Raw genomic sequence first — 8,020 nt, forward strand, 5'->3', positions numbered from 1 at the left:
CGGCCTTACATTCTTACATTGCGGCAAGGCCCTGAGGCGCGCCCGCCGGATCTTATCTTCCGCCAGCGGGCCGTGCGCCTTCAGGCGGCCTTCCCCTGCCGCGCCCGGCCCGCCCCGGGCACGGCCACCAGCAGGCCGAGCATCCCCAGGGCGGCGGAAAAGAGCATCACGCCCCGGTAGCCCCACCACTCGGCAATAAGGCCGCCCAGGAAGGGACCCACGGCGTTGCAGAGGTTCAAGGTGGACTGGAAGATGCCCCCGGCGGTGCCGCGCTCCTCGCCGCTCCTCAGCACCAGGATCAGCGCCCCTACGTAGAGGCAGGACCAGGCCACCCCCAGGAAGACCTGCACGATCACCAGGAGCGGCAGGGCGGTCACGTAGGCGTAGGCCACGAAGACGGCAATGGAGAGCAGCTGGCCGAAGGCAAAGGTCTTGGCGGCGTCGAAACGCTCCAGGCCGCGCATGACCAGGGACTGCACGGCAAAGTTAATGCCCCATAGGGCGCCGATCCAGGAGCGGCCCAGGCCCAGGGAGGTGAAGTAGAGGGGGAGGACGATCCACACCGCCGTGGCCCCCAGGTGCCGCAGGAAAACGGCCAGGTAGACCTGTACATTTCTTTGCAGCACTTCAAAAAGCCGGGGCCCCTGCCCCCCTTTCCGCCGCGGTATGCCGCCCGCCCCCTCCCGGAAGCCCAGGGAAAGGGCAAAGGCCAGCAGGCAGGAGGCGGCGCTGGCGCCGAAGAGCAGGTGGAACTCCTTTAAGACCGCCGCCCCCACGGCGCCGCCGATCCAGCCCAGGGAGCCGTAGGAGGAGAACTTGCCCATGTCGGCCCCGGACTCAAAGGCGTAGGCTATGAGGGCAGCGGCGGTCACCCCCAGGCAGAGACCCACGGCGGCGCGCACGGCCACCAGTAGCGGGAGGCTGGTGATGAAAAGCTGCGCGGCAAAGGCCAGCGTACTGACCAGGAGGCCCAAGCGCACGAAGGGCAGGCGTCCCAGAGAATCGGATTTCCACCCGGAGTAAATGGAGGAGGCAAAAAAGGATGCCCCGTAGGCCGCCCCCACCAGGCCGATCTGCCAGTCCTTCGCCCCCAGCTGGGCACCCAGGAGGGGGATGAAGATGAAGGACCCCTGCACGGCAAAGTTAAACAGCAGGTTGACCAGGTAGAGGGCGGCGCGGGGCGCCCCCGGCGTGAGAACACCGTGATTGCTCAAGCGGCATTCCTTCTTTGCACGGAAAAGAATTCCTTCAGCTATAAAACTATTTTAGCGTAAAAAAAGAGAAAGTCCACCCCCTCACCCGGCTTTCTTCTACAGGGCCGGCCCGGGGCCGGGGAGGGCGCCCGGCGTAAGGCAGACCTCCCCGCCGGGGGGCACGCGCACAAACCTCTCCCCGTCGTCCCACGGCCCCCGCAGCAGCCCTTCCAGGTAGTCCGCCTGCCCCTCGCAGGTCAAAAACTCCAGCCCCAGCTTTCCGGCCACCTCCCGGGCCGCTTCCCGGGCCGCCTCCTCCCCCTGCCGCCCGGTGTTGATGAACACCAGCCGGCGGTAGTGGCGGAAGAGCTGGCGCATGAGGCGGGTGCCCCTCTCCTCCCCGTAGCGGGAGAGGCAGCGCTCGTATTCCCAGACGATGTTGCCCTCACCGGCCAGCCAGCCGGCGGAGAGGAAGTAGGCGTCCTGCCCCCACCGCCGGCGGGCGGCATGAGAGCCCAGGAGGAGCGTGATGCAGTCGTCCACCCTGGGAACGACCAGCGGCGCCGTACCGGCCCGCAGGCCCTCCAGGGCGCCGCCGCAGTATCCGTAGCCCAGCAGCACCAGGTCGCAGCCCCGGGCGCCGCGGAGGGCCTCCTGCAGGGACAGGCGCAGGCGCTCCGGCGAGCGGTGCAGGTCCTGGTCCAGGAAGCAGAGCTCGCAGCCCGCCGGGGCCAGGCGGGAAAGCTCTTCCTCCAGCACCTTGCAGGCAATGACGCAGGCCCGTACCATGTGCGAAAGAGCCCTCTCAGAAGATCTTGTACAGGGGGTGGTTCTTCACCGGCCTGACGCCGCCCTGGCGCGCGCCGTAGGCCACCACGGCGCTGGCCGCCGCGCAGGCGGGGTAGACCCAACGCGCGTGGCGGATGGGGCCGTAAAAGATGAAGTCGGCGCCCCAAAGCAGCGGTACGGCGTACACGGCTGCCCCCGCGGCCACCATCTCGCCTTCCTCCCGGAAACGCGACTTCTGCCAGGTATGGAAGGCGTTGGAAGGCGCGCAGCCCGCCGGGTAGCCGAGCTTGTCCTTGACCTCCTTGATCAGCAGGGCGCTCCGGGCCGTCCCCGGCACGTCCAGGCAGCCGACGTCCACCAGGAGCTTTTTAATGCCTATTGCTTGTGCCCGTCCCAGGAGCCCGCCCCGACCGTCCTCTCCAGCCAGCAGGCGCAGCACGGCGGCGGGCTGCAGGGCGCGGCTGGAGAAGGCTAGCACCACCGCCGCCTCCAGCCCCAATTCGGCCAGCTCCTCCCAATCTTTTTCCGTGTGGTGTTCGTCGATGGAATTGTAGACCAGGCGCGGCCAGACCTCGGTGCCCTTGAAGTGACGGCAGGCCTTCAGGCGCACCTCGGTGAAGGAGGAGTCCACCAGGATGGGGTCCTCCGTATGGGCGGCCACAAACTCGATGTACCTCACCAGCGCCTCCTCCGTGTCGCCCACCACGTCAATCATGCGCTTTAAGCCGTAGGCCTCCGCCAGCTCGGCCTCCGCGGTCAGCAGATCCCTGGCCCGCGCCTTGTCAAAGACGCCTTTTATTGGATCGCTGACAATGCGGTGCCCGCTGAAGAAAATGCTGCCGATGAGCACCGGCGGGCGCTCGCCGGGCTGCCCACCGGTGCTGGTATCGCCCCAGGAAAAGACCTTTTGCGCGGCTGTAAAGGTAAGCAACGCCTTCCGTCCTCCTTGCCGGGATGCGTGGTAATTTTGTTTATGCGTACCTGCCGTATTCCCTGGCCGCCTCGATGAGGGCGCGCACGTTCTCCGGCCTGATGTTGTCGATGACGGCTCCCGAGCTGAGGATGAAGCCACCGTCCCTGCCGGCAGTCTCGATGAGCCGCTTGCAGTATTCCTTTACCTCCTGCGGCGTGCCCAGGGTCAGCAGGGTGATGGGCACGTTGCCGGCAATGCAGGCCACCTTCCCCAGGATTTCCTTGGCCCTGGCCATGTCGGTATCGTCAAAGAGCCATATGGTAGACCCAGGAGGCAGATCCGGAGCAATGACCTCCAGGCGGGTGTTGTAGCCGCCCTCGGCAAAGAGGAACGGCACCAGGCCCTCCTCCACCAGGCCCAGGATGACCTTCTTGAGCGTCGGCCAGTAAAAGGTCTTAAACTGCTTGTCCGAAAGCCAGCCGTCGGCCCCCTTGTGCAGAGGAATGAAGACCACCGGGTTGCCGGACATCTTGGCCATAGAGACGCCCATCCTTATGGCCAGCGGCGTTACCCTCTCCAGGGCCTCCAGGAGCTTATCGGGCCGCCGGTACATATCCATGAGGATGCCGTGCGTGCCCCGCAGGGTGTCGCCGATGATGTCAAAGGGCGCCTTGGTCGCCCCGCCAAACATTCCCGGGAAACCCTGGGCAGCAAGGCCACTTTCCACAGACTGCATCACCCCAACCCAGCGCAGGGCCTCGCTGCCTGCCTCCATAACCGCTCTTAAGGCCTCCTGCACCTCAGGTAAACCGAAGGGCACGAAGCTGCCGCAGGTAAGGGGCAGTTCCAAGACGTCTGTAAGAGTAGCCAGTTTTGCAAAAGGCTTTAAGTTGCCGAAAATGCGGGGCAGGTAGGTGCGCAGCCAAAAGTCCGTAGGGTCGTTGATAAGGGCGTCGTACTCCTCGGCCTTCATGTACTCGGCTTCCACGTACTGGTAGCAGCTGTCCGCAGGCACTCCGTGCCCCGGCCACTTGTAAAGCCGGTAGTCTAGCAACTCGAAAAACCTGCCGGGCGGCCAAAGGAACATGCCGTTGTGGGCGTCGGGCTCCAGCTCCAGGACATACTTGCGCAGGGCAGTTCCTGCCTTTTCGTAATCGTACATGGCCTCATAAAGGGTAACCCCGGCATAAGCAAGGGGGAAGAGCCCTGTCATGGGGTGCACCGGCACGCGGTCGGGCGCCTTCTTCAGCTGAATGGCGTCCTTGAAGCGGTTAACCCTCTCCTGGTAGGCCCTCTTGGCCTCCTCGCCGGCAAACTCCACGCCCTGGGGCTCGAGCCACCGCGCAAACATCTGCTCCTGCTTTTCCTCAAGCGTCACTTCCCATCCCTCCCCAAAATTCTTCTACCTTAAAGCCCCCGCGCCTCCTCCCGCTGTTCTCTAAAGGCCGGAATTCCCGGCCCCTTCTGTACCGCCCTAAGCAAGCATGGCCGTAAACCTGTCGGCCAGGTAGACCGCCGCCATGGCGTCCCTGCCCACCGCGTCGGCCCCGGCGTATTCCCTCACCTTCTCGTCCACGGGCGCCCCGCCAATCATGATCTTCACCTTGTCCCGCAGGCCCGCCGCCGCAAAGGCCTCCACCGTCTCCTTGATGCTGGGAAAGACCGCGCTCAAAAGGGCGGACATGCCCACAATGCGCGCCCCGCTCTCCTTCACCGCCTCCACAAACCGCTCCGGACTCACATCCACCCCCAGGTCGATGACCTCGTACCCGTGGCACTGCAGCATGGCAATGACAATGTTCTTGCCGATGTCGTGGATGTCGCCCTTCACCGTGCCGATGACCACCTTGCCTTTACCGCCGGCTGCCTCCTTCTTCAAGTGCGGGCCGATGAGCTCGGTAATCTGGGCGAAGATGGCCGCCGACATCACCAGGTCGGAAACAAAATACTCCTTTTGCTCGAAGCGCTCGCCCACCACCTGCATCCCCCGGCGCGCCTCCTCGATGATGGCCAGGGGGTCCTCCCCGGCTTCCAGCCGGGCCTTCACCTCGCTCAGCACCTTATCCTCCTGCAGGTCGGCTACCAGTTGTGCCAGATCGCTCACAATTCACTCCCCCTTCATGTATACCTGTCTATACATCTAATTCTACTTAAGCTCCTCATCTCCTCCTCGAAAAGTAGAAAAATTTTTGCCAAACGGGCCAAGTACCGCCGCAGGTGAGGGAGCGCCCCGCGGGGCAGGGCAGGCCCGCCCCTTAAACCAGGGCACGCCTCTTTTCCCCCCGCACCAACCTCATCCCCAGCCAGCGGCGGCAGACGGCCACCCCCTCCCGGGCGTCCCGCACCCAGGCGTCCGCGCCCACATACCGGCAGACGCGCTCGTTCACCAGGCCGCCGATGATGACCTTCACCGGGGGCCTGGGGCCCACCATGCGCACCAGCTGCACGGTGCGGCGCATGGCCTCAAAAGAGGAGGTCAGCAGGGTGGAGAGCCCCAGCACCCGGGCGCCGGTTTCCTTTAAAAGGGCCAAAAAGACGTCCGGCGGGATGTCCACCCCCGCGTCGTAGACGCGAAAACCCTCGCAGCGCAGGAGGGAGATGGTGATATTCTTGCCGATGTCGTGGATGTCGCCCTCCACCGTGCCCAGGAGGATTTCCGCCTTCTCCGGCTGTCCCGGAATGCCCGGCGAAAGGGGCAGGTAGGGTTCTAGGAGGCGGATCACTTCCTGGAAGATCTCCGCCGACATGACCAGGTCGCTTAAGAAATACTCCCCCCGCGCATAGCGCTCGCCCACCACGTTTAACCCCTGACGGCACTCCTCCACGATCTCCAGCGGGGGCTTTTGCGCCGCGAGCGCCTGCTTCACCAGCTCGAGAACCGTCTTTTCCTCCAGTTCCGCCATGGCACGGGAAAGCTCTCCCACCTTCATCACGCCCCTTCCCTTCCCGGGGCCTCAAATGGCCTCCGGAGCCGAAACCAGCTCGTAGCGATCGCCGCGGTAAAGGCACCAGCCCCATCCCACGGGGCGCCCGTCGCCGCTCAAGAGCGACTGCTCCACCAGGAAGGCCGGAGTCCCCGCCGCCACGTTCAGTATCCGCGCTTCTTCCTCGCCCAGCACCGTCACCCGCAGGACCATCCTGCTGCTCATGGGCAGGGCTGCGGCGTGCTTTTCCACGATTTCCGGAAAGGCCTGGTACTGCAACTCGTTTTCCAAGATGGGTTTCCCCCGGTCGTAGCGGAGGTACTTGCGGTCGTAGGCCACGGGCTCACCGCTGGCCAGAAGCAGGCGGCGGATGTAGAGCACCCGGGTCCCCACCGGAAGCTGCAGCCTGGCGGCGGCCTTCTCCGGCGCCGGCACCAGCCTGGCCTCCAGGAGGCGGGCGCCCGGAGCAAGGCCCCGTGCGGCCATCTCCTTATGGAACTCCTCCATGACGAAGACGGCGCGGTCCAGCTGCGGGCGGGAAACAAAGGTGCCCTTCCCGCGCTCGGTGCGGATGAGCCCCGCCCTGGCCAGCTGGCTTAAGCTGCGGCGCACGGTCATGCGGCTCAGGCCGTACCTCTCGCTCAGCTCCGCCTCGGAGGGCAAAGGGTCACCCGGGCGGTATACTCCGCTCCTGATCTGGCGCTCCAGGATCTGCGCCAGCTGGTAATACGGCGGCACAAAAGAACTCTTGTCTATGGACACCGCTCCCCTCTCCCCGGCAGAAAAGCTAACCGGAAGCCTGCCCGCCGTATCTGATTATGTAAACTTTTCGGGCCCGGCTTGCCGTCTATACAACTATTCTCCTGTACAAGGTTGCAGTCCTGCTAAAAATAAAAAGCGGCCCCGCCGTCCCGCCCCGGCACGGAATTACTCAAAGCGCAGGGCCTCAATGGGGTCGGCGCTGGCCGCCTTTTTTGCCGGGTAGTAACCGAAAAAGAGGCCCACCAGGGCAGCAAAGCCCACGGCCACCGGCGTCACCCAGGGGGTGAAGACCATCTGCCAGCCGGCCAGCCGCACGGCCAGGCGCACGGCCAGCCAGCCCAGGAGGGCACCGGCAGCCCCCCCGGCCACGCTCAGCAAGAGTGATTCGGCGAGGAACTGGGCGAGGATGGCCGAAGGCGTGGCCCCCACGGCCATCCTGATGCCGATTTCCTTGGTACGCTCGGTAACCGAGACGAGCATGATGTTCATGATGCCGATCCCGCCCACCACCAGGGAAACGGCGGCAATGCCTCCCAGGAGGAAGGTCATCACCCTGGTGGTATCCTCTACGGCGGAGAGCACGGCCTCCATGTTGCGGATGTTGAAGTCGTCCTCGGCACCCGGCGCCAGGTGGTGGCGCTGGCGCAAAGTATTCCTCACGGCCTCCTGTAGCGCCGGCAGAGCCGCGGCGCTCTCCGCCTGCACGTTGATGAGGCGCACGTAGCGCGTGCCGATGAGCTTCTGCTGTGCCGTGGTGAGGGGCACGTAGATGACGTTGTCCTGGTCGCTGCCCCCCAGGCTGGCCCCCAAGGGGGCCAGCACACCGGTTACGGTGAAGGAGAGGCCGTTTATTCTGATCTTCTCCCCCACGGGGTTTGTGCCCGGGAGAAAGAGGTTATCGGCCACCGTCTTGCCCAGCACGGCCACCGCCGCCATCCTGTTCACATCTTCCCGGGTAAAAAAGGCGCCGTAAAGCGTGGGCCAGTTCTTAATCTGCTGCAGCTCCGGGGTAGTGCCGCTGACCGTGGTACTGTAGGCCTGCCGCCCGTAGGCTGCCGTCACCCCGGCGGAAACCTCCGGCGCCACGTACCTGACCATGGGCAGGCGGGCAATGGCCTCCGCGTCCGCCGCCGTAAGCCGCCCCGCGCCTTCCCCGCCCCGCACCGGCCCAAAGCTGCCCCCGGGGGTGACCAGGAGGAGGTTGGAGTAGCTACGAATAAACGCACTATAATTGACTGAAACGTACAGTTCTGTTACCATAGAAGTATGGAACTCTTATCCATCGGGGAAGCAGCAAAGCGGTTAGGCGTGCACCCGAACCGCCTCAAGGCGTGGGAGAAGCAAGGGTTAATTAAGCCCGTGCGGCTTCCCAGCGGCCACCGGAGGTACCCGGTAGAGGAGATCAACCGCATTCTGGGTACAGAGGGATAAAGGCAGAG

9 protein-coding genes are annotated in these 8,020 nt (G+C 64.8%); 1 reads left to right on the plus strand and 8 read right to left on the minus strand.

What is annotated here, in order from left to right; all coding sequences use genetic code 11:
• Positions 1-80: 80 nt before the first annotated feature.
• From G454_RS0106345 to G454_RS18025, 8 genes are all read right to left on the minus strand, one after another.
• Positions 81-1,214: an MFS transporter gene (locus G454_RS0106345; RefSeq protein ID WP_051275970.1), complete on the minus strand. Its 1,134-nt coding sequence runs from the start codon at positions 1,212-1,214 to the stop codon at positions 81-83.
• A 96-nt stretch (positions 1,215-1,310) separates the two neighbouring features.
• A complete protein-coding gene (locus tag G454_RS18015) occupies positions 1,311-1,982 on the minus strand; it encodes a DUF1638 domain-containing protein (RefSeq protein WP_051275971.1) in 672 nt (223 codons plus the stop codon).
• 16 nt (positions 1,983-1,998) lie between these two features.
• Positions 1,999-2,913 carry a pterin-binding domain-containing protein gene (locus G454_RS0106355; RefSeq protein ID WP_027717945.1) on the minus strand — a complete coding sequence of 305 codons (915 nt, stop codon included), beginning with the start codon at positions 2,911-2,913 and terminating at the stop codon, positions 1,999-2,001.
• Positions 2,914-2,953: 40 nt separating this feature from the next.
• The gene (locus tag G454_RS0106360) at positions 2,954-4,273 is read right to left on the minus strand and encodes a uroporphyrinogen decarboxylase family protein (protein ID WP_211229989.1); all 1,320 of its coding nucleotides are present in this window, start codon (positions 4,271-4,273) and stop codon (positions 2,954-2,956) included.
• Positions 4,274-4,369: 96 nt separating this feature from the next.
• On the minus strand, positions 4,370-4,999 hold the full coding sequence (locus tag G454_RS0106365; RefSeq protein WP_027717947.1) for a cobalamin B12-binding domain-containing protein: 630 nt from the start codon (positions 4,997-4,999) through the stop codon (positions 4,370-4,372).
• A 151-nt stretch (positions 5,000-5,150) separates the two neighbouring features.
• Entirely contained in the window at positions 5,151-5,825 is a 675-nt protein-coding gene (locus G454_RS18020; protein WP_051275973.1) for a cobalamin B12-binding domain-containing protein, read from the minus strand.
• Positions 5,826-5,849: 24 nt separating this feature from the next.
• Positions 5,850-6,581, minus strand: coding sequence for a GntR family transcriptional regulator (locus tag G454_RS0106375; protein WP_027717948.1), 732 nt, complete (start codon positions 6,579-6,581; stop codon positions 5,850-5,852).
• A gap of 165 nt (positions 6,582-6,746) precedes the next feature.
• On the minus strand, positions 6,747-7,841 hold the full coding sequence (locus G454_RS18025) for an ABC transporter permease (protein WP_084413316.1): 1,095 nt from the start codon (positions 7,839-7,841) through the stop codon (positions 6,747-6,749).
• A 6-nt stretch (positions 7,842-7,847) separates the two neighbouring features.
• On the opposite strand from G454_RS18025, the gene G454_RS20855 reads away from it, so the two are divergent.
• Positions 7,848-8,012, plus strand: coding sequence for a MerR family DNA-binding transcriptional regulator (locus G454_RS20855; protein WP_245574339.1), 165 nt, complete (start codon positions 7,848-7,850; stop codon positions 8,010-8,012).
• Positions 8,013-8,020: the final 8 nt, after the last annotated feature.

This window comes from Desulfovirgula thermocuniculi DSM 16036 (assembly GCF_000429345.1).
Classification (GTDB): Bacteria; Bacillota; Desulfotomaculia; order Desulfotomaculales; family Desulfovirgulaceae; genus Desulfovirgula; species Desulfovirgula thermocuniculi.